17 protein-coding genes and 1 riboswitch are annotated in these 20,975 nt (G+C 68.9%); of the genes, 8 read left to right on the top strand and 9 right to left on the bottom strand.

Features of this window, described 5'->3' with window-relative positions; all coding sequences use genetic code 11:
- Positions 1-208: 208 nt before the first annotated feature.
- Together glpK and O7601_RS22490 are read left to right on the top strand one after the other, a co-directional pair.
- Positions 209-1,726, top strand: a complete 1,518-nt coding sequence (glpK, locus tag O7601_RS22495; protein ID WP_281563071.1) for a glycerol kinase GlpK — start codon at positions 209-211, stop codon at positions 1,724-1,726.
- Positions 1,727-1,868: 142 nt separating this feature from the next.
- Positions 1,869-3,194 (top strand): carbohydrate-binding domain-containing protein, encoded by a 1,326-nt coding sequence (locus O7601_RS22490; RefSeq protein WP_281563070.1) that lies wholly within the window; start codon positions 1,869-1,871, stop codon positions 3,192-3,194.
- Between the two features lie 21 nt (positions 3,195-3,215).
- Here the strand turns inward: O7601_RS22490 and O7601_RS22485 are convergent, their stop codons facing one another.
- Positions 3,216-4,022: a TetR family transcriptional regulator gene (locus O7601_RS22485; RefSeq protein WP_281563069.1), complete on the bottom strand. Its 807-nt coding sequence runs from the start codon at positions 4,020-4,022 to the stop codon at positions 3,216-3,218.
- A 98-nt stretch (positions 4,023-4,120) separates the two neighbouring features.
- Here O7601_RS22485 and O7601_RS22480 point away from each other — a divergent pair, with 98 nt between their 5' ends.
- Both O7601_RS22480 and O7601_RS22475 read left to right on the top strand, forming a co-directional pair.
- Positions 4,121-5,041 carry an ABC transporter ATP-binding protein gene (locus O7601_RS22480; RefSeq protein WP_281563068.1) on the top strand — a complete coding sequence of 307 codons (921 nt, stop codon included), beginning with the start codon at positions 4,121-4,123 and terminating at the stop codon, positions 5,039-5,041.
- A complete protein-coding gene (locus O7601_RS22475) occupies positions 5,038-6,663 on the top strand; it encodes an anibiotic ABC transporter (RefSeq protein ID WP_281563067.1) in 1,626 nt (541 codons plus the stop codon). Before O7601_RS22480 ends, O7601_RS22475 begins: the two co-directional genes overlap by 4 nt.
- Before the next feature lie 64 nt (positions 6,664-6,727).
- Here the strand turns inward: O7601_RS22475 and O7601_RS22470 are convergent, their stop codons facing one another.
- The 3 genes from O7601_RS22470 to O7601_RS22460 form a co-directional block, all read right to left on the bottom strand.
- Positions 6,728-7,873, bottom strand: coding sequence for a helix-turn-helix domain-containing protein (locus O7601_RS22470; RefSeq protein WP_281563066.1), 1,146 nt, complete (start codon positions 7,871-7,873; stop codon positions 6,728-6,730).
- A 49-nt stretch (positions 7,874-7,922) separates the two neighbouring features.
- Entirely contained in the window at positions 7,923-8,087 is a 165-nt protein-coding gene (locus O7601_RS22465; protein WP_281563065.1) for a hypothetical protein, read from the bottom strand.
- Between the two features lie 194 nt (positions 8,088-8,281).
- Complete coding sequence (locus O7601_RS22460; RefSeq protein ID WP_281567005.1) at positions 8,282-9,451, bottom strand: helix-turn-helix transcriptional regulator; 1,170 nt, start codon at positions 9,449-9,451, stop codon at positions 8,282-8,284.
- A gap of 235 nt (positions 9,452-9,686) precedes the next feature.
- Between O7601_RS22460 and O7601_RS22455 the strand changes: the two genes are divergently transcribed.
- Both O7601_RS22455 and O7601_RS22450 read left to right on the top strand, forming a co-directional pair.
- A complete protein-coding gene (locus O7601_RS22455) occupies positions 9,687-10,049 on the top strand; it encodes a hypothetical protein (RefSeq protein ID WP_281563064.1) in 363 nt (120 codons plus the stop codon).
- Entirely contained in the window at positions 10,046-11,200 is a 1,155-nt protein-coding gene (locus O7601_RS22450) for a caspase family protein (RefSeq protein WP_281563063.1), read from the top strand. Before O7601_RS22455 ends, O7601_RS22450 begins: the two co-directional genes overlap by 4 nt.
- Here O7601_RS22450 and O7601_RS22445 read toward each other — a convergent pair.
- The 5 genes from O7601_RS22445 to O7601_RS22425 all read right to left on the bottom strand — a co-directional run bounded on the left by O7601_RS22445 (position 11,188) and on the right by O7601_RS22425 (position 19,542).
- A complete protein-coding gene (locus O7601_RS22445) occupies positions 11,188-13,839 on the bottom strand; it encodes a site-specific DNA-methyltransferase (protein WP_281563062.1) in 2,652 nt (883 codons plus the stop codon). The genes O7601_RS22450 and O7601_RS22445 overlap by 13 nt on opposite strands.
- Before the next feature lie 41 nt (positions 13,840-13,880).
- On the bottom strand, positions 13,881-17,051 hold the full coding sequence (locus O7601_RS22440; protein WP_281563061.1) for a DEAD/DEAH box helicase family protein: 3,171 nt from the start codon (positions 17,049-17,051) through the stop codon (positions 13,881-13,883).
- A 62-nt stretch (positions 17,052-17,113) separates the two neighbouring features.
- A complete protein-coding gene (locus O7601_RS22435) occupies positions 17,114-17,845 on the bottom strand; it encodes an amino acid ABC transporter ATP-binding protein (RefSeq protein ID WP_281563060.1) in 732 nt (243 codons plus the stop codon).
- On the bottom strand, positions 17,842-18,621 hold the full coding sequence (locus tag O7601_RS22430; RefSeq protein WP_281563059.1) for an amino acid ABC transporter permease: 780 nt from the start codon (positions 18,619-18,621) through the stop codon (positions 17,842-17,844). Before O7601_RS22430 ends, O7601_RS22435 begins: the two co-directional genes overlap by 4 nt.
- 36 nt (positions 18,622-18,657) lie before the next feature.
- Positions 18,658-19,542, bottom strand: coding sequence for an ABC transporter substrate-binding protein (locus tag O7601_RS22425; RefSeq protein WP_281563058.1), 885 nt, complete (start codon positions 19,540-19,542; stop codon positions 18,658-18,660).
- A 262-nt stretch (positions 19,543-19,804) separates the two neighbouring features.
- Positions 19,805-19,917: riboswitch (SAM riboswitch) on the bottom strand.
- Positions 19,918-20,324: 407 nt separating this feature from the next.
- Here O7601_RS22425 and O7601_RS22420 point away from each other — a divergent pair.
- Together O7601_RS22420 and O7601_RS22415 are read left to right on the top strand one after the other, a co-directional pair.
- Positions 20,325-20,627 (top strand): urease subunit gamma, encoded by a 303-nt coding sequence (locus tag O7601_RS22420; protein WP_281563057.1) that lies wholly within the window; start codon positions 20,325-20,327, stop codon positions 20,625-20,627.
- On the top strand, positions 20,624-20,947 hold the full coding sequence (locus O7601_RS22415) for an urease subunit beta (RefSeq protein WP_281563056.1): 324 nt from the start codon (positions 20,624-20,626) through the stop codon (positions 20,945-20,947). The genes O7601_RS22420 and O7601_RS22415 overlap by 4 nt, the downstream gene beginning before the upstream one ends.
- Positions 20,948-20,975: the final 28 nt, after the last annotated feature.

Here is a 20,975-nt window from a genome sequence, read left to right as displayed (position 1 = left end):
CCTGGTCCCGGTCGCCGCCGGCGGCGACCCAGTGGTGGTCTGCCGAACGGTACCGGGCATCCGCCGACCTACCCATCCGGTGCCGGTCCGCCCGCCCGGCCCGCCGCACCCGGCGTCCGTGCAGCCGTTCGTGGTCAGCGGCGCGGACATCGGGAAGGATCTACCCCCGAGGCCGTACCGCAGCGAGGACCAGGACAAGGAGAACCGCATGGCTGACTTCGTCGGCGCCGTGGACCAGGGCACCACCAGCACCCGGTTCATGATCTTCGACCACGGTGGCAACGAGGTCGGCCGCCACCAGCTCGAACACCAGCAGATCCTGCCGCGTGCCGGCTGGGTCGAGCACAACCCACTGGAGATCTGGGAACGCACCCAGACGGTCGTGCGTACGGCGCTGAACACACACAGCCTGGCGGCGGGCGACCTGGTGGCCCTCGGTGTCACCAACCAACGGGAGACGACCGTGGTGTGGAACCGGCGCACCGGCCGGCCGTACTACAACGCCATCGTCTGGCAGGACACCCGGACCGACCGGATCGCCGCGGCGTTGGAGCGCGACGGGCGTGGCGAGATCATCCGGCGCAAGGCCGGTCTACCGCCGGCGACCTACTTCTCCGGCGGCAAGATCCAGTGGATTCTGGAGCACGTCGACGGGGTGCGGTCGGCCGCCGAACGCGGTGAGGCGATCTTCGGCAACACCGACACCTGGCTGCTCTGGCACCTCACCGGTGGCCCGGACGGCGGCGCCCACGTCACCGACCCCACAAACGCCAGCCGGACCATGCTGATGAACCTGGAGACCCTGGACTGGGACGACGAACTGCTGTCCATCTTCGGCATTCCCCGCGCCATGCTGCCCCGGGTCGTGCCGTCGTCCGATCCGGACGCCTACGGCGTCACCCTGCCCAACGGCCCCTTCGCCGGCTCGGTGCCGATCACCGGCGATCTGGGCGACCAGCAGGCGGCCACGGTCGGGCAGGTCTGCTTCGCCCCGGGCGAGGCGAAGAACACCTACGGTACGGGCAACTTCATGCTGTTGAACACCGGGCCGGAGATCGTCCGCTCCGAGGCCGGGCTGCTCACCACCGTGTGCTACCAGTTCGCCGGCCAGCCGCCGGTCTACGCGCTCGAAGGTTCCATCGCCGTCACCGGTTCGGCCGTGCAGTGGCTCCGCGACCAGCTGAAGATCATCAGCAGTGCGGCGCAGAGCGAGGACCTCGCCCGCCAGGTCGACGACAACGGCGGGGTCTACTTCGTACCGGCCTTCTCCGGCCTGTTCGCCCCGTACTGGCGATCCGACGCCCGGGGCGCGATCGTCGGCCTGTCCCGCTACAACACCGACGCGCACATCGCCCGGGCGACGCTGGAAGCCATCTGCTACCAGAGCCGCGACGTGGCCGAGGCCATGGCGCGGGACTCGGGCGTACCGTTGGAGCGCCTCAAGGTCGACGGCGGCGTCACCGTCAACGACCTGTGCATGCAGCTACAGGCGGACATTCTCGGCGTGCCGGTCAGCCGGCCGGTGGTCGCCGAGACCACCGCCCTTGGCGCGGCCTACGCCGCCGGGCTGGCCGTCGGATTCTGGCGGAACACCGAGGAACTGCGGGAGAACTGGAACGAGAGCCGGCGTTGGCAGCCGTCCTGGTCGCCCGAGCAGCGCGCGGCCGGCTACGCCCGCTGGCGGAAGGCGGTGCAGCGCACCCTCGACTGGGTCGACGTCGGTTGACCGCACCCATCACGCAGCTGATCACGTTACGTCGACGTAAACGTTACTGCGTGTCTATGTCGCGGTCGCGGAATGTCCGGTGAGTCTGCCTTAGCATCCCGATGTCCGGCAGCTGCCGGAGGTGGGCACAGGGAGGGCATCCATGCGGATCACGCGCGCGATCATGGCGGTCGTGGTCGTCCTGTCGGCCGGCGTACTGGCTGGCGCGGCGCACGCGGCGTCACCGTTCACCGTGGTCAACGGCTCGATCCAACCGGCGACGGGCACGCCCCGGCCGCCGTCGGGCACCCACGCCACGCTGTGGCACAACGCCAGCCACGCCAGCATTGCGGTGCGAGGTGCCGGCCGGCTGGTCGTCGGGGCGATCGGCGATCACTGCGACGGCTGGCCGACCCTGCGGGTCAGGGTGGCCGGCGCGCCGATCGGCGAGGTCACCGTGACCAGCGCCACCGACTACGGCAGCTATCCGATCGGTGCCGAACTGCCGGACGGGACGCACGACGTTCGGATCGAGCTGGTCAACGACCGCTACACCGGCGCGTGCGACCGCAACGCACACCTGGCGTACGTGCGGACGCAGTCGCCACCGGCGGTCGACCCGCGCTTCACCTTCGCCGTGGTGCCGGACACGCAGGAGGAGGTGCTGAGCGCCCGCGACACCCGACTGCGTCAGCGCGTCGACTGGCTGGTCGCCCAGCGCACCACCCTCGACCTGCGGTTCGTCACGCACTCCGGCGACGTGGTCAACTACGACACCCCCGACCACGCGCAGTACGAACGGGCCCGCGCCGCGCTGCGTCCGCTGGAGACGGCCGGCCTGCCGTACACCCTCGCCGTCGGCAACCACGACACCCAGGCCGCCGGCCCGGACGGGGAGCTGCGCACTCCCGCCGGACAGTTGCTGCGCGACACGACGGTGTTCAACAGGTACTTCACCGCCGGGCGGTTCGGCGCGGTGGGTGGCCAGTTCGAGGCGGGCAAGGTGGACAACGCCTACGCCACCTACACCGCCGGCGGGGTGCGGTGGCTGGTGCTGAGCCTGGAGCTGTGGCCGCGCCGGGCGGCCGTGGACTGGGCGAAGGCGGTCGTGGCGGCCCATCCCCGGCACAACGTCGTGGTCGTCACCCATCACCACCTGGAGAGCGACGCCTCGATCGGTCAGTCGGCCGGCTACGGTTCGACAAGTCCGCAGTACGTCTTCGACAATCTCGTGCGGCGCTACCCGAACATCCGGTTCGTCTTCTCCGGGCACACCGGCACGGCGGCGTCCCGGGTGGACACCGGGGTGCACGGCAACCGGATCTACTCCTTCCTCCAGACGTTCCACTCGCGCAGTACCAACCCGGTGCGGCTGGTGGAGATCGACACGACGGCCGACTCGCTGCGTACCTGGATCTACGCCCCGCACACCAACGAGGAGTTTCCAGCGCACGGGCGCACGTACGCCGGGATCGGCCTGGTGCGGTGACCTGCCGGCGCTGTCTCAAAACTATCTTGTAACCGTCTCGCTATCCTGGTCCGCTTCGAGGTGGCGGTAGACGGTCGCGCGCGAGACGCCGAACTCGGCGGCGATCTCGTCGGCCGAGTGGGTGCCCGTCCCATGCATCCGGCGGGCCGCCCGCACCTGGTCCGGACTCATCGACCGGGGTCGTCCCGGCCGTCGCCTCCCCACCCGGTCGGGCGTCGCCGCGACGGTGCCGGTGGGTGCGCCGGTCACCGGCCCGGTCCGGTCGGTCACCACCACCTCAGCGGGCGTCTCGCCCAGTAGCCGGCAGGCGCCGTCGAGCATGTCTCCGCGCAGGACCGACGCGGGCACGTCGATCATGAAAACCACCGGATCACTGCACATGGCGATGGCCTGGATCGCCCGGACCCGGTCCCGGCGTTCGGCGTCCGGTCCGGCGACGATCTCGTTGGCCCGCATGGCGATCTGCACCAGCCGGTGGTAGGTGCTGCCCCGGTCGACGAGCGCGAGATCGTGGAAGAGCATGCCGAGCGGGCCGCGGTGGGCGAGCATGGTGTCCACCCAGCCCTCCAGCAGCGCCCACCTCGCCTGCCGGCTGGGCAGGGCCCCGGCGGTGTCCAGCAGCGCCTCCAGATCGCGGACCAGCGGCTCGGCGAGTGCGGCGAGCAGGTGCGCCTTGCTGGGGAAGTGGTAGAGAATCGCGGCCTTGGTCAGCCGCAACCGTTCGGCGATCTGCCGCAGCGAGGTGCGTTGGTAGCCCTGCTCGGCGAAGAGGTCCAATGCGGCGCGCAGGATCCGACTGCGGGTGCCGTCGGTCTCCTCGCTGGTCATGGCCCTCAGCGTAGTCGCTCCTGACCGCCGGATGGTGGTGGTGCGTGCATCACTTACCATCGGTCAGTGGCAGACACTGGTAACGACGGGAGGCGTCCATGTCCGTGATCTCCATCGAGAACCTCGTCAAGACCTTCGGCGGCGTACGCGCGCTCGACGGGCTCGACCTGACGGTGGAACCGGGGGAGGTGCACGGATTCCTGGGACCCAACGGATCGGGCAAGTCCACCACCATCCGGATCCTGCTCGGCCTGCTGCGCCGCGACTCGGGGCAGGTCCGCATCCTGGACGGCGACCCGTGGCGCGACGCGGTCGCGCTGCACCGGCGGTTGGCGTACGTGCCGGGCGACGTCAACCTCTGGCCCAACCTCTCCGGCGGGGAGGCGATCGACCTGTTCGGTGCGTTGCGCGGCGGGCTGGACCCGCGTCGCCGCGACGAGCTGCTGCAACGCTTCGATCTGGACCCGACGAAGAAGTGCCGCACCTACTCGAAGGGCAACCGGCAGAAGGTCGCCATCGTCGCCGCCTTCGCCTCCGACGTCGAACTGTACGTGCTGGACGAGCCCACCTCCGGCCTGGACCCGCTGATGGAGGCGGTGTTCCAGGAGGAGGTTCGCCAGCTCACCCAGGCCGGTGCCAGCGTCCTGCTCTCCAGTCACGTGCTGGCCGAGGTCGAGGCGCTCTGCGACCGGGTCAGCATCATCCGGGAGGGCCGGATCGTCGAGTCCGGCACCCTGTCCGAGCTGCGCCACCTGGCGCGCACCACGGTCACCGTCGAGACCGGACGCCCGGTGACCGGCCTGACCGAGCTGCCCGGCGTGCACGAGGTCCGCCCCGTCGACGGTCGCGTCCGGCTGGAGGTCGAGCCGGAACACCTCGACGCGCTCCTGGCCCACCTGGTCCGCTTCGAGGTCCGCGCGCTTACCAGCACACCGCCCACCCTGGAGGAACTGTTCCTGCGGCACTACGGCGAGGCCATCGACGGTGACCGGCAGGCGACCGCCGGAGGTGCCCGATGAGCGCCTTCAGCGGCACCGGCCGGCTCACCCGGCTGGCCCTGCGCCGCGACCGGGTCCGCCTGGCCATCTGGACGCTGGGCAGCCCGCTGATCGGCTACGCCCTCGCCGAGAGCGTGGCCAGCATCTACCCCGACGAGCAGAACCGCATCGGGTACGCCGAGGTGGCCAACACCAGTGTCGTCGCCCGCGCCTTCAACGGCCCGGTGGCCAGCACCGATCTCGGTGCCGTGGTGGTCACCGAGACGTACCTCACCCTGGCCGTGCTCGCCGCGCTGCTGAGCACCTTCGCCGTGGTCCGGCACACCCGGCAGAACGAGGAGACCGGCCGCGCGGAACTGCTCGGTGCCGCCGCCGTCGGCCGGTACGCGCTGCTCACCGCGGCCCTGGTCGTCGTGGTCGGCGCCAACGTGCTGGCCGGTGTGCTGCTGGCGCTCGCCTTCGTCGGTGCCGGGCTGCCGGCCGCCGGCTCGGTGGCCGCCGCCGCCGCGATCGTCGGGGTCGGCCTCGCCTTCACCGGCGTGGCCGGCGTCACCGCCCAGCTCTCGGTGACCTCCCGGGGCGCCAACGCCCTCGCCTCGGCCACGGTCGGGGTGGCGTTCCTGCTGCGGGCCACCGGTGACGTGCTCGGTCAGCCCGCCGCCGACGGGGTACGCCTGGACAGCGCCTGGCCGACCTGGTTGTCGCCCCTGGGCTGGGGCACCCAGATCCGTGCCTTCGACGACGAGCGGTGGTGGGTTCTCGCGCTGCCGGTCGCCCTGCTGGTCGCCGGGGTCGCCGGGGCGTACGCGCTCGCCGAGCGGCGTGACCTCGGTGCCGGCCTGCTCGCCGCGCGCCGAGGGCCGGCCCGGGCCACCGCCGGCCTGCTCAGCCCGGCCGGACTGACCTGGCGGCTGCACCGTGGCGCGTTGACCGGTTGGGCGGTCGCGGTGGCGGTGCTCGGCCTCGCCATGGGCCTGGCCGGCAACGAGGTCGACGACATGATCGCCGACAACCCGGCCGCTGCCGAGGCGATCGCCCAACTCGGTGGTGGTGCCGCCCTGGTCGACGCCTTCCTGGCCGCGATGCTCGGGCTGTTCGCCCTGACCATCGGGGCGTACGTGGTGCAGGCCCTGCTGCGGGTACGCGGTGACGAGTCCGACGGCATCCTCGAACCGCTGCTCGCCACCGCCGTCAGCCGCTACCGGTGGTTGGGCACGCAGGTGGCCGGAGCCGTGCTCGGTGCGCTGGCGCTGATGCTGCTGGCCGGCGCCACCACCGGCCTCGGGTACGGGCTGGCGGTCGGTGACCCGGTCGGCTGGACCGTCGAGCTGACCGGTGCGGCGCTGCTGTGGTTGCCCGCCCTACTGGTCGTCGCCGGGGTGGTGACCGCCCTGTTCGGCGCGCTGCCGCGCTGGTCGGTCGCGTCGAGCTGGGCGGTGCTCATCGTGTTCCTGCTGCTCGGCCAGCTGGGTGCCGCGCTGGACCTGCCGCAGGCGGCGCTGAACCTCTCCCCGTACACCCACGTGCCGTCGGTGCCCGCCGTCGACGTAACCGTCCTGCCCCTGGTGGTCCTCACCGCCGTAGCCGCCGCCCTGCTGACGCTCGGCCTCACCACCTTCCGCCGCCGCGACACCCCCACCTGATTCGGACCGATACGACTTGATCACTTGCAGTCGAGAATCTGGGCCAGGGACAGCAGCGGTGCGGTCATGTTGCCGGCACCTTGAGGGCGGCGGCGAGCTGGACGATCGTCGTCGGGGCGTGTCGGCTCCGGAGCACCTCGGCGAGCAGATCGCGGGCGGCGGGCCGGTGCCGTACCTCAGCGGGTGCGATGCTCTGGGCTTGCAGCAGGGTCCGAGCCGCGCTGGTGGGATCGTGGGCATGCAGGTGCGCGCGGGCGGCGTCGATCAGGTGGGCGGCGCGATGCTCGACGGGTAGCCACCGCCAACCGTCGCGTTGGACCGTCCTCTGATGCCAGGCCACCGCCTCACCCGCGTCGCCCAACTCCAGTGCCGCCACGGTCCGCGCTGCGGTGACGGCGGTGGGCCCGAAGGCGGTGCGATGGTGGTCATGACCGTCGCCTACCCCGTCGGCCAGGTCGGCGGCCTCGTCGAGCAGGTCGGCGGCGGCGCGCTCGTCGCCGTCGCCGGCCGCCGCCAACGCGCCCTGCACGAGCAGCGTTCCGCACAGGGACAACTGCGCCGACGAGCCGCCGTCGAGGTCCGGCGGGGCGATCCGGTACGCGGCGGTCCGCACGGTCGACACCGCCGATCGCGCCCGCCCGGTGGCACGCAGCACCTCGCCGAGCTGCACCGCCGCCATGGCGACCAGCACAGCATCGCCGGTGGCCAGCGTCATCGCCCGGTCGGCGGCCAACCAGGCCAACTCGGTCTCACCGAGCTTCGTCAGCAGTGCCGCGCCGATCCGGTACGCCTCCACCAGTGGCACGCGCCCCGACGCCGGCTCGCGGGCGTAAGCGCCCTGCGCTCCGCTGATCAGCTCGGGCAGCAGTTCGGTCAACTGGGGATACTGCGCGTGCTGGTAGCTGGTCCAGGCGTAAGCCACGCCGCGCGTCACCTGAGCTGCCGCCGATACGTCGCGGGCCGGCACCCGTCGGCCCACCGCGATGTCGTACGCCGACAGTGCCGCCCGGATACGCTCCACCCCGCCGGTCCGCTCGCTGTCGGCGACGGGACTGACCTCGTGGCCCAACAGCACCGACTGATCGACCCGCAGCACAGCGGCGATCTCCGCGATCGTGGATACCTTGTCCAGCGACCGGGCACCCCGCTCGACCTTGTCGACCCAGCTCTTCGACTTGCCCAGCCGGTCGGCGAACACCTGCTGCGACATCCGTCGCCGCCCCCGCCAGTACGCAACCCGCCGACCGATCGGCAACCCGTCACCCACGCCGCCACCGCCGATCCGGCACCGTACGGGTCGTCTCCTCGACCGGTATCCGTTCCGCCTCGGCCTGCGCGAGCACCCGCCGCCGCGCCGCTTCCCGCTCGCCCGCCTCGATCCGCTCGCCCCTACTTGGCGTACCGGCGTTGTCCATACCGCTCATCCCCACCTCCGCTGGTAGGGGTGCGACGGCTCGATCAGACCGAGAATCGTTACCACCGCACCGGCTACGGGCGGGTTCGCGATCTACGACCTACCTGAGGACTGTTTGCAGTGCTCCCGCCACCGATCACAGCATGTGGTGACTGGATGGTGACGGAAAGATAACGGCTGTCCGCTGGTAGCGCGTGCTGTCCGCTAACGGGTGGGCCGGTACGCCTTGTATACCTCGCGGAACGCCGCCGCCTCCGCTGTACCGGTCAGTTCGACCCGCCGAAGCACCTCCCGCGCCCGCCACCAGTTCGACGACACCACCCGCCCCGACCGGACCGCGTCGGCGGCGATCACGCTTGCCTCGTCCGGCTGGTCGGCGGCCAGCAGCGCCATGGCGAGATCCAGACGCGCCGACGCAGAGCGCCGTGGCCGCTCTCCACCGTCGCCGTGCGGATCCAACTCCGCCAGAGCGGTCCGAGCGATCTGCTCAGCCGCCGGATCGCCCGCCCACGCTAGCGTCGTCGCCGTATATGCCAACGCCTTCGTCGGGTCGTACCGGTAGTGGTGCTCGGCTCGCTCCGGCACGGACAGGTTTGCCGTCAAGCGATCCAGCCGATCCAGCGCATCACGCGTCCGTCGTAGGTCGGACAGCCGCGCCCACACCCGTGCCTCCTGAGCGGTCGCCTGAATGTGCGCCGAGCTACCCCTGGGAGCCGCTCGCTGAGCCTGCTGCGCGAGACTGATGGCCCGCCGGTAGTCGCCTCGGGTCAGTCGATCCCACGCCTGCGTCTCCAGGCACCATGCCTGGACCTCTGGATCCTCACCATCCTCCGCGAACGCCATGGCGGTCCTCAGGTGCGCGCCGGCCGCAGACCGCTGCAAAAGATCAATATGCACTGTTGCCCGCAAGACTGACAACCAACCACCGGCGACCACGAGCCGTCGCCGTTGCGCCAACGTCCCGCGACCCTCCAGCAGCCGCCCTACATAAGCCAGTTGCCTCCGCACCCTCGGCAGAAGATCCACCGGCCGCGTGGTCGCATACGCGCTTGCCAGATCGTCCACACCCGCCTCGATCCGGGCGAGCGTCTCGGCGCTCACATCGCTTGCCCGCGCCCGGGCCAGCAGTTCGCCGGCCTCAGCGTCGTGGTCGACGGGCTGGTGAACCAGACAGGCGAGTGACCCGCCTGCGCGCAGCACCTCATCGAGGTGACGGGCCGTCTCAGGCGTGGGAGCCTTCGTGCCGGTTTCCAGGTCATGCAGGTGGCTCTTGCCTCGATGCGCGAGCTGACCGAGCGCACGTAGCGAGAGACCTTGGCGTGTGCGCAGGGTGCGGAGTAGCACACCGAAGCGCGGATCGACGTGCGACACGATGGTGCTCCCAGTTCGTCAGCCGGGAACGGAACCCGAACCGGGTCGACGGATTTAATGTCACGGACAGTACTAGGGACGACCATCTGGCGGACAGCCGAGGGTTCGACGCTGCCGACGGGTACGCCCAACGTATCTTCACATGAATTCCTTACACATTCGGTTTGGGTGCGCCGTGGGGGACGACGCGCCGGCACCTTGAGCAACTGCTCGTTCCTCCCTTATGGATAATGGCCTTATGGCGCTGATCAACATGTCGCTCCTCGATGGGAATCCCAGCGATTTGTATTCCCTGGCCGACTGGCTTCAACGCACCGATGACTTCCGGGGGAGGGTCAGGACGGTGCCCCGCCAAACGGGTCCGGAGGACATGGGCAGTGCTATGGAGATCCTTTCCGTAGCGCTCGGCAGTGGTGGTGCAGGCGCCGTACTGGCCGGCGCGCTCTCCACCTGGTTGCAGACACGAAGGGCACGCATCAGCGTGGAGTTCGTCGAGAGCGACACGGGCGAGACCGTCCGGAGGGTGGAGGTCGAGGCCAACAACGCGGAGTCCGTTAAAGATCTGTATGCCCTGCTGGCCCCCGGCCGGGTGGTGCCATGAACGCTCGGCTACCGGAGCGACAGGCATCGCGGGCACTGCTCATCGGGGCGTCACAGTTCAGCTACCCGGGTCTGCATGCCCTTCCTGCCGTGGTCAACAATGTGCAGGCGTTGGCCGACGTGCTCACCGATTCGGAGTTCGGTGGGTTTGATGAGACGAACTGTCGAGTTTTGACCGATCCCACGGCGCAACAGGTAGGCGACGCCATCCATGCCGTCGCCGACGAGGCGTTAGACACCCTCGTGTTGTACTACAGCGGCCACGGAGTACTGAGCCAACGCGGTGACCTGTTCCTGGCGGTTGGCGACACCAACCCGGACCCACGACGCGTCCGCTACTCAGGGGTTCCGCTGGACTGGTTCCGATCCGCGTTGGCCGAGAGTCCCGCCCAGAACCGGGTACTGATCCTCGATTGCTGCTTCTCGGGCCGGGCTGCGGAAGCAATGTCGGACACCGCCTCGATGGTCCGCGGCGCACTCGACATCCGGGGCACCTACACGCTGACGTCCGCGCCTGCCCATGAAACCGCTGTCGCGCCGGTCGGCGCACGCTTCACCGCATTCAGCGGCGAGTTGCTGATGGCGTTGCGGCAGGGCATCCCTGGCGGTGGGCCGCTGCTGACACTCGGCGACATCTATCCCGCGCTGACCCGGGCGCTGCTGGCCAGCGGCCTGCCCCGCCCGCAGCATCTCGGCACGGGTCTGGCCGACCACATCGCCCTGACCAGGAACCCCGCACATCGGGCACCGGCAATGACACCCCCGGAGTCACATACCGTCTCGAAACAGCGGCGAAGCCGTGCTGCGTCACAACGGCAGTCCCCTGCTGAGCCCGGCCCGAAGTCCGCTGCGGACTTCCACAGCGCCATGCTGGATGTGTACCGGAAGGCCAAGAAGGAGGCGGGCTACAACGCCGCCTACTTCTTACAGATGGTGCAGGAAGCTGGTGGTCTGGAGGCAGCCCGAAGGTTGATCCGGGCGGGCTCGGTTTCCAGCGGCTTCACCGCCCTCTGGGAGAAGGGTCGGCTCGACCTCTCCGTGGAGGCCGTCGTGCTGCAAGACCGGTTCGCGGGGCTGTTCACCGACGAGGAACTGGACATTGCCCAAGACCGGTTGGCCCAGTACGGGTACTCGCCGGCTCAGACCTCGTAGACCTTGACCACCTCGTCGCCGTAGTGGTTGACCACCTTCACGGCGATCTTCCCTGACTCCGGCCGGGGGAACGGGCGAGAACGGTGGCCGTAGAGGCTCTCCCAGGCCGACTCGTCGATCTGTGCACGGAGCACCTTGCGCAGTCGGGAGTAAGGGTCCAGCCCGTCCGGCTTGCCCTCCTTGCCGGCGAAGTAGATGTGGCGGACGAAGAACTCTTCCTCGTTGTAGTCGGTGTCGATCATCCACAGGGCGATGTCGCCGACGCCGTTGTCCGGCCGCAGCTCACCAGTGGTCGGGTTGTAGACGTCTACACCGCGGATCTCGACCACGAGCCCATCCGGCGCCGGATCGATGGCAATGTCCGGCTCGCCGAAGACCGTGAACAGGTTGGCCGTTCCGGTCTTCTTGAGCAGCGTGTCGCCCATCGCCAGGTCCGCGTTCATCCGGACCAACAGGATCGGAAGGCGACCGAGCTGCCGCTGCTCCGCGACGGTGGCGAAGTCGTTGCCTTCTGGAGCGAACTCACCGGCAGCGTCGCTGGCCCGCCCGTCGAAGCCGAACGCGCATACGAGCAGCAGGTCGAAACCGACGCCTTTGAGTGCCTCCCGGGCCGCGTCCTTGACCCAGTCGGCGTCCACTGTGCCGTACTGAGGGCCGACGCTCACCGCGATCCGAGCCGACGTGCCCTCGTCGTCGTTGCGTCGCGCGGCTTCCGCGTGGACGAACTTGCCGGGGTACGGATTCAGCGAGGCGAACTCCAGCCGCTCGTTGCGCCAACCGTTCTGTACCCCTGCCTTGGCGAGGTTGTCCAGGATCGTCTTGACGTAGGCGTTGACATCAGTCCCGTTGGCCTGCTCCTCGCCGACCGAGAAGCTTGCCGGCCGATGCGGCGACAGGCTCTCTACGGTGAATCTACCGGCGACGCGGATACGCTTCTTGTCCTCGTAGGGCCGGTCGTAAAGCAACTCGGTCTCGGCATGACGAGCGATCGCCGCGTCGATCTCCTTGCGGCTCATGCCTTCCTTGATATCCGGGTTGTTGGCGATCGACTTGAGCGTCACGTGCGGGACACGCTCGTAGACGAAACCCTTGCGGATGTCGTTACCGGGCGGTGTAGGGGCCACCTCGCTGCCGGACAGCTCGCGCTCTTTAGCCCGGCCTTCAATAGAGTCAGCGAGTAGGTAGGCAGGGTACTTGGCACCGACCAGCCGCTGGCGGGCTAGCGTAATTGCCACCCGCGAGGTGTCGATTGTGATCCACCGCCGCCCCCACTGCTCAGCCACGTACGCCGTGGTACCCGATCCACAGGTCGGGTCCAGGACCAGATCCCCGGGATCGGTGCACATCAACATACACCGCTCTACAACTTTGGTGTTGGTCTGAACGACGTAGACCTTGGGGTCGCCGAAGCCCGAGGTCACTGTGTCGTCCCAAAGATTTGTATGTGGACTGACGGGGAAGTCGGCAAGATAGCGGACGTACTCCAGGGTCTTTCCGATGGCAATCAGCCGATTTGCAGCACGGAGGCGAGACATTCCCTGTTCGTTCGTCTTCCAGCGCTGCTTGCCGGGGGTGAACACCTTTCCCTCAATCTCAATTTCAAACCACGAGGCGGCACCATCGCCTTTTGCCCTACCGATGCTCTGGCTGGTTAGTGGACTGTGGCGGAGGCGTGGCAGATGTTCATCGCCCTTTTGTGCTCGCCGGAAGTGACCGTCTTTCTCCACCCATGAGTACTGGCCGTTGTCGTCGACTTTAGCCTTCGGTTTGTACATCTGCCGGTATCTGGTGCTCTCTCGGTGGCGACCATACCAGATTATGTAGTCGTTAATGCCACCTAGGAAATCGGTTGTAGCGCCACTCGTCTTCTTGAAGGTTATCAAGGAGATGAAGTTTTCGGGGCCGAAGATCTCATCGAGGAGGCAGCGGACGAGGTGGACGTTTTCGTCACCGATCTGGACGAAGATGCTGCCGGACTCGGTGAGTAGGTCGCGGGCGATGATCAGCCGGTCGCGCAGGTACGCCAGGTAGGAGTTGATGCCCAGCTCCCAGGTGTCCCGGAACGCCTTGATCTGCTCGACCTCGCGGGTGACATCGGCGAGGTTGCCGTCCTTGACGTCACGCTTGCGTGCTGACATCTGCCAGTTGGAGCCGAACTTGATGCCGTACGGCGGGTCGATGTAGATCATCTGGACCTTGCCGCGCAGTCGTTCCTTCTCGGCGAGTGACGCCATGACGCGCAGCGAGTCGCCGAGGATCATGCGGTTGGACCAGTTGGCCTCGTGTTGGTAGTACTCGACCGACTGCCAGTCGTCCAGTCCGTCGAAGTCGGCGTAGTCGTCGGCGAAGAGGCCGAGCTGCTCGTTGTCACGAGGGCGGGACTCCTCGCTTGCCCTGCGCAACTCCTCAACCAGGGTGCGTGGGGCGATTTTCTCCTGGATGTAGATCGGTGGAGCCTCGACCACCAGGTCTTCGGCGTCCTGGTCCTCCTTGCCGATCCAGACGAGCTGCGGGTCCAGGCTCGGGTCGCGCTCCTTCTTGACCTGCTCGATCCGGGCGGCGTCGGGCGAGACGAATTCCTGGCCGTCCGCCGTCGGGATGTGCACTCGCCGTTCCGTCGGGTGCGCGATCGCCTGCACCGGCACGGTGCTGACGGCGGGCTTGCGACTCCTCGGGGGCATCAGACCAGCTCCTCCTCGGCGGATACGGCATCGGTGATCGCCGCCGCGCCTTGCAGGGCGAACAGCGCATCTATGGCGGGTCGAAGGTCTCGTTTTGCGGTCGTCGGATCACGAAGCTCGCAAAAGCTCCAGCGCCCGAACCGGCCGTTGTTGTTGACCGCCTGCACCCAGAGATTGCGGGCGGCCCACGCCTTCTGCGCAGCCTCGGACTGTGACTTGCGACCGCCGGACACCTCGACGATCAGGGTGCGGGCTATCCCATCGCCGGCATCGGCCAACTTGACCAGGAAGTCCGGGTAGAACCGCCGGCTCCGCCCGGCGTGCTCGTACGGGATGAAGAAGTCGAGGTGGTCGTTGCGGACGTACGCGGCGACCTGGTCCTCCGGCAGCGACTCGATCGCCTGGGCGACCGCCCGCTCCCAGGCGTTGCCATCCTTGCCGTCGAGCGTCACGAGGTTGACCTGGCACCGTCGCGGATCCGTTGGCCAGACCTCCCTGGTCGTCCGGAAGTCGACGCTGGACGTGGTGCCGATCGGATCGGTCGTCCGCAGCACGGGCAGCACCCAGCGTTCCCGCCGACGACGCTGCCATGCGATCGACTGCCAGATCTTCTCCACCGCCTCGGCCTCCCGAAGCAGGATCAGACCGATCGCCTGATCGTCCCGGATGTCGACGCAGCGACGGAGCCACTCCTGAGCGATCTCCAGCACCTGCGGGAAATACCACGGCCGCAGGTCACCGTCCCCGGTGCGCAGCTTGCGGGTGAGTACCTCACTGGCCAGCCGGTAGGCCACGAACTGCCCACGCAGGCCCTTCAACCGTTCAAGGTCGTGCACGTCCTCCTCGCCGACCTGTCCCGCCACCATGGTCTTTGTCGGCAGATCCTGCCGAGACAGGATCATCTTCAGGTCGGGATCCGAGAAGTCGCCGACCAGCGGCGCGTCGGGTATCTCCAGGTGGTACCCGACCACCCGCGGAAAGGTGATCTCTAGCTTCGCCGCGTCGCGGTCCGGCTCGGCCCGCACGTTGCGAACCGGCTTCATCGGCAACTCACGGGACACGGCCACCGTGGGGATGAACTGGAACGGAACCCCGTAGACATCCGCGTACTCAGGGGTGAACATGCCGTCCTCGTCGGCGACGTACGAGCGTCGCCGCAGGCCCCGGCCGACCACCTGCTCGCACAGCAACTGGGTGCCGAAGGCTCGTACGCCGAGAATGTGGGTGACCGTGTTGGCGTCCCAGCCCTCCGTCAGCATGGAGACGCTGACGACACACCGCACCGGTTCGCCGAGCTTTCCCGGTTTGCCGACGGTGTTCATCACTTCGCGCATCAGTTCCGCGTCGCCGATGTCGTCCGCGCTACGGCCTGGGAAGCGGTCCGCGTACTCCTGTTTGAACTCGGCGATCTCGCGGGCCGCCGTGCGGCGGAACTCCGGTGACAGGCTGCCGGACTCGAACTCCGCTGCGTCGACGAGAATCGTTCGCTGCCGGTGCAGCCACCGCCCGTCCGCCACGTTGCTGAACAGGGGTAGCTGTCCGGCGGTCGGCAACAGATGACCGGCCTGCTCACGGTCGTAGCCGCCGATCCACTCGTAGACGGCCTTCGAGATCGTCGTGTTGCTACAGACGACGATGAACACGGGCGGCGGTTGCCCGTGCGCAGCAGCCTCTGACTTCTCCCAAGCCTCGAACGCTGACACGTAGGAGCCGTAGAGGCTGTGCAGGGCGGCGGTCAGCGCGCCGGGCAGATCCGCTGCGGTGAAGTCCTGGTTGGACCGGCGTCCACCCTTGGGTAACGAATCCCGGATCTCCTGCCAGAGGTTCAGGTAGGTCACGCGGTTGGCGACCCGGTCGTCGTCGACCGGCACCCGGGGGATCTTGACGATGCCGGCCTCGATGGCGTCGATCAGCGAGAAGTCGCTGACCACCCAGGGGAAGAGGGTGCCCTCCCGGTAGCCGGATCCGGCCAGGAAAAAGGGCGTCGCGGACAGGTCGTACACCCTCTTGATGCCGACCTTCGCCCGGACCGCTTCCAGGCCGCTGAACCAGATCCGAGCGTCCTCGGCCCGGTCGGCGGCCTCTTTGCGCTCGTCGCCGCGCAGATTCTCGACGGTGTCGGCGTCCGGTTCCGGCTCACCGGCACGTCCCCGGTAACAGTGATGTGCCTCGTCGTTGAAGACGACGATCTCCGACGAGCCGCCAAGCTCGCGTAGTACCCGGCTGACCATCTGGGCCGGGGTTTCCCGGAACGGGTCAGGTCGACCGGGTGCCACCAAAGCCTTGGTGTTTCCGGTCGCGTTGCGGCCGAAGCGGGTTTCGCGGAGTTGGAAGGCGTGGAAGTTGGTGATGACGATCTTTGCCTGGCCGAGGTCATCGGTGAACTCGGCCGGCACCAGATCGCGCTCGCGGTAGTAGTTGCCCGGATCTTCCGGCAACAGGACCCGCAGCCGGTCACGGATGGTGAGGCCGGGAGTCACCACCAGGAAGCGCTTGGCGAACGTCTTGTCGTACCGCGCGTGGACCTTGTTGATCGTCTGCCACGCGATCAACATGGCCATAACGACTGTCTTGCCGGTGCCGGTCGCCATCTTGAGGGCGACTCGTGGCAGACCGTTGTTGTGCTCGGTGTTGTGCGCGTCCAGGTCGTTGTTGATCCAACTGCCCTGCCACTTGGTCGCACCCTCGGCGAGGAAGATCGCCGTTTCGACCGCCTCGCGCTGGCAGAACAGGATCTTGTTGTCCCGCTCCGGATCGTTCCAGTACTCCAGCAGGCGGCGGGTCACCGGTGTGACGTTGGGCCAGCCCGCCTCCCGCCACGCGTCGACGCGTTCCCGGACATCATTGACCTGCTTGTTGGGCTTGATGTCGTCTTCGGTGAAGACCTGCAGCTCAAGCTGCTGCCCACGCTTGCGAGGTCGCGGCACCGGGATGAAGAAGCTCGACGGCCGCCGCTCCTCCTCGATCCGGTCGGTGATGCCGTCCCGGTCGAAGGCGAAGTGGCGGGTGGGCCGGCCGTACGGTGAGTTGATGATCGGGTTGTCGATGACCCGGTCGCTCAACGTAGACCTCCCGCTTAAGTTGGATGTTGCAGATTCGAGCGACAGCCTATACCGGGCGTTAGAAGCCGAGGTTGCGGAGCCTGCCGTGGCGACCGGACGGCGCGTCACTGCAACGCAAGGTGCATGGAAGCGTGTACCGGAGGGTGATGTTCGACGCGCTCGCGTCGGTCTCACAGCACCTGGGACAGGAAGCGGCGTAGTCGTGGGTGCTGGGGCGACTCGAAGACGGCGGCCGGCTCGCCGGCCTCCAGCACCATCCCGGCGTCCATGAAGGCGACGGTGTCGGCGACCTGGCGGGCGAAGCCCATCTCGTGGGTCACCACCACCATGGTCATGCCCTGGGCGGACAGCTCCGCCATCAGCGCCAGCACCCCCTTGACCAGTTCCGGGTCGAGCGCCGAGGTGGCCTCGTCGAAGAGCATCACCTGCGGCCGCATGGCGAGTGCCCGGGCGATGGCCACCCGCTGCTGCTGCCCGCCGGACAACTGCGCCGGCCGGGCGTCGGCCTTCGCGGCCAGGCCGACCCGGTCGAGTTCGGCCCGGGCCCGGGTGACCGCCTCGTCCTCGCCGAGCCGGCGGATACGGCGCAGCGGCAGGGTGACGTTGCGTAGCACGCTCATGTGCGGGAAGAGGTTGAACTGCTGGAACACCATGCCGATCCGCTGCCGCAGCGCGTCCGGGTCGTCGCGCAGCACGCTGCGGCCGTCCAGCAGCACGTCGCCCCGGTCCGGTTCGAGGAGCCGGTTGACGGTGCGCAGCAGGGTGGACTTTCCCGACCCGGACGGGCCGATCACGCAGGCGGTGCCGCCGCGCGCCACGTCCAGGTCCACCCCGCGTAGCACCCGATGGTTGCCGAAGGCCAGGTGCACGTCGCGCAGGCTGAGACTGACCGAGGTGTTCATCGTTGGTTGCCTCCGGCGGCGCCGGGCAGCGCCAGGTCCAGGTCGTCGGGGTCGTCGGTCGGCCCGGCCGCCGGCCGGCCGTGTCGCAGCCGCCGGTCGATCCAGTTGACGACGTGCGTCAGCGGCACGGTCAGCACGAGGTAGCACAGCCCGGCCAGCAGCAGCGCCGACTGGTTGCCGGTGTTCGCGGCGTAGTCCTGACCGATGCGGAACAGCTCGCGCTGGCTGGCCAGCAGGCCGAGGAAGTAGACCAGGCTGGAGTCCTTGATCAGCGCGATGAGCTGGTTCACCCAGGCCGGCAGGATCCGTCGGACGCCCTGCGGGATGACCACCCGCCGCATCGCCTCCCGCCAGGAGAAACCCAGCGCGCGGGCCGCCTCCAACTGGGTGGCCTCCACCGACTGGATGCCCGCGCGGAAGATCTCCCCGAGGTACGCCGAGGCGATCAGCGACAGCGCCAGGATGCCCAGCGGGTACGGATTCGGCCCCCACACCTGCAACCCCAGCGGGGCCAGCCCGACCCCGATCAGCAGGATCGTCGCCGCCGCCGGTAGGCCCCGGAAAATGTCGGTGTACACCCGCGCCGGCCACCGCAGCCAACGGGTACGCGAGATGCCCGCCACCGCCAGCACGATGCCCAGCGCCGAGCCGAGCAGGGCGGCGGTGACCGCCAGGATCAGCGTGTTCGGCAACCCGACGGTGAGCATCTCGGGTAGCGCCTCGCGCATCGACTCCCAGTCGAAGAACGTCTCCCACAGGGTGCGCAACGGATCCACGGTCAACCTCCGCCCTGCTCGCTCGTGGTCCTAGCGTCAGGAAGCGGCCGACGCCGACGGTGCCGCCGCGCCGACCGATGCGGAGGGTGCCACCACGTCGCCGCTGCCCGGGGTGAAGTCGGCCGGGATCGGCCGGCCCGGGTAGTACTGCTCCTGCAACCGGGTCCAGGTGCCGTCGGCGATCACCTCGTCGAGGGCCTTGTTCAGTGCCTCGCGCAGCGCGTCGTTGCCCTTGGCGAAGGCGTACGCGGTTGGCGCCGGGCTGAGTTCCTTCGCAGCCACGGTGATCTTGCCGCCGCTGTCTGCGGCGGTCTTCTCACCGATCTCGGCGGGGGCGATCCACGCGTCCGCCGTACCGGCCTTGAGCTGGTTGATCGCGCCGTTGTAGTCGGGCACCCGCACCGGGTCCAGACCCTTCCCGGTGGCGTAGTCGTCCTGGACGGTCCCCTGCACGACCACCACCCGCTTGCCGGGCAACTCGTCGAAGCTGGTCAGCGTCGAACCGGCGGGCACGTCGAGCCCGAAGTAGCCGAAGTCGTACCCGTTGCCGAAGTCCACGGTCTTCTTCCGTGCCTCGGTGATGGTGATCGAGGAACTGCCGACGTCGAACCTGCGGTTGCCGACCTGGGCGAGCAGGGCGGAGAAGTCGGTGCCGACGAACTCCACCGTCAGGCCGAGCCTGTCGGCGGCGGCGACCAGCAGGTCGTTGTCGAAGCCGGTGAACCTGCCGTCCTTCAGGTACACGTTTGGTGGGGCGTCGGTGAGCGTGCCGGCCCGCAGCACACCTGGCTGCGCCAGGTTGTACGGGTTGTCGGCCGCGTTGCCGGCGGTGTCGGAGCCGCAGGCGGTGAGGGTGGCGGCGGCGAGGATCGCGGCGACACCGACGGCGGCGGCGCGGGTCAGGGCGGGAGGGAATCGCACAGGTGTCTCCTGGTTGAGCTGCGGCGGGCACGGACGTGCCGCACCGACGGTCCGCCGCCGGGCGGACCGCTGGGATGGGATCGATGGCAGAGGGTCAGCCGACCCGTGCGGGATCGGTGACGGGGAGCGACGCGGTCAGCTACACGCGGCGCTGCACACCCGCATCATGTCGACGTGCCGACGCCGGGTCAGGCCCGGGCGGGCCACCGAACGATCGCGGTACGACATGGTGCTCCTCAAGGTCGTGATGACCTGGGAACCCAGGCCACGCTTGCACCGAAGATCGCTCCGATGCCTGGTCCTCACCCGGGGCACCCCTGCGCGGTGGAGGGTTGCCGGCCAGCGAGCCGGGGCTTCGCGCTGGCACTCATGACCTGCCGCCGACGCTATCAGCCCCCGCCCGCCCACCCACCGTCCACCCCCTATGACCCCCCTCACGCCGGCCCCCTCACACCCCGCCGAGTTGACCATGAGGTTGGCGGCGAGTTCGATCTCCCTGACTGCCGCTAACCTCATGATCAACGCGGCGGGGTTGGTGCGTACGGCGGGTGGGGGTGTTGCCGGGGGAGTGGGTGATCCCTTACGGTCTGGTCAGCGGTGGGCGGTGCGGTCCGCATCCGATGACACCGCCGGTGGTCCGTCACGTGGGCCGGGAGGGTGGAACTCCCGGGTCCGACGCGCGTGACGGTCGAGTCGGCGGGCGAACCCCGACCCGTGCGGCGGCGCGTCGAGGCGCCGGGCCGGCGGTCGACGGGAGCGCGGACATCCACCGGGAGCCACCCGTGTATCTCACCCCCCACGAGCAGGACCGCCTGCTCGTCCACGTGGCGGCGGACGTCGCCCGGCGTCGCCGCGAGCGCGGCCTGCGCCTGAACTATCCGGAAGCCGTCGCGGTGATCACCGCCTTCCTGCTCGAAGGGGCACGCGACGGGCAGTCCGTGGTGGACCTGATGGCCGCCGGGCGCACCGTGCTCAGCCGCGACGACGTGCAGGACGGCATCCCCGAGTTGCTGAGGGAGGTGCAGGTGGAGGCGACGTTCCCGGACGGCACCAAGCTGGTGACGGTGCACCACCCGATCCCGTGATCCCCGGGGAGATCCTGCCGGCCGACGGACCGGTGGAGATCAACGCCGGGCGGCCGGTGACCACACTGCTGGTGGTCAACACCGGTGACCGGCCGGTGCAGGTCGGCTCGCACTACCACTTCGCCGAGGCCAACCCGGCGCTGGACTTCGACCGGGACGCCGCCTGGGGGCAGCGCCTCGCCGTACCGGCCGGCACCTCGGTGCGATTCGAGCCGGGGGTGAGTCGCCGGGTGGACCTGGTGCCGCTGGGCGGCGCGCGGATCGTGCCGGGCCTGCGCGGCGAGTGCGCCGGAGCACTTGACGAAGGACGGACGGCATGAGCGCGCGGATCAGCAGGTCAGACCCGCC

Origin of the sequence: Verrucosispora sp. WMMD573 (genome assembly GCF_027497175.1) — a bacterium.
Lineage (GTDB): Bacteria > Actinomycetota > Actinomycetes > Mycobacteriales > Micromonosporaceae > Micromonospora.
The sequence above is the reverse complement of the archived record's forward strand: the minus strand, read 5'-3'. Positions and strand labels throughout refer to the sequence as shown.